Origin of the sequence: Lamprobacter sp. (genome assembly GCF_034860625.1) — a bacterium.
GTDB lineage: Bacteria > Pseudomonadota > Gammaproteobacteria > Chromatiales > Chromatiaceae > Lamprobacter.
On the sequence record NZ_JAYESN010000696.1, the window covers coordinates 1 to 749 of the forward strand.

The following is a 749-nucleotide window of genomic DNA, read 5'->3' on the forward strand; positions in this document are numbered from 1 at the left end:
GAGGCCTTCGGTATGCAGGTGCTGGTCGCTCAGCGCCCCGGTGGCGAAGCGCGCGAGGGTCGGGTTGCACTGGATCAGCTGTTGCCGCAGGTCGATGTGCTCAGCCTGCACTGCCCACTCACCGACACCACACGCGGCCTGATCAGCGCACACGAGTTGGCGCTGATGCGCCGCGATGCCCTGCTGATCAATACCGCTCGCGGCGGCATTGTCGATGAATCGGCGCTGGCCGAGGCCCTGCGCCGTGGCACCATCGGCGGCGCCGGTGTCGATGTGCTGAGCACCGAGCCACCGCGTGCGGGCAATCCGCTGCTGATGCCGGACATCCCCAACCTGATCGTCACGCCGCATATCGCCTGGGCCAGCCGCGAGGCCCGCCAGCGCGTGGTCGAGGAGATCGCAGCGAATATCGAAGCCTTTTCAGCGGGCATTGCGCGCAATCGGGTGGATGGCGACGGAGCAGAAGGGCCCACGGCTCTTTGAGCCGCCGAGCAGCACTGAAGCTCGATCGGGTTGATGGTCAGCGTTTGGTCGTTCACCAGTGACGTTCTGTCTTAACACGCCAATCGCACCGCAACGCGACAAGCCGCACCAGCGCGTTGAGGCACAGGAAAAAAACGGACGCGCCTTAACGCACCGTTCTTTCTTTCCCTACAGGCCGGCGCGTTATTAGGAAGTGAGTGTCGTTGGCGCCTTGAAAGGGGCATGATCGAAGTCTTTCGAGGGCTACGTACCGGGCTGATTGAGCA

Annotated in this window: 1 protein-coding gene; it reads left to right on the plus strand. The window is 63.7% G+C overall.

Annotated elements, in window-relative coordinates; translation table 11 throughout:
* Positions 1-483, plus strand: a 483-nt coding sequence (locus tag VBE63_RS30815; RefSeq protein WP_323686748.1) for an NAD(P)-dependent oxidoreductase, incomplete at its 5' end; no start/stop codon positions are given.
* Between the last annotated feature and the right edge of the window lie 266 nt (positions 484-749).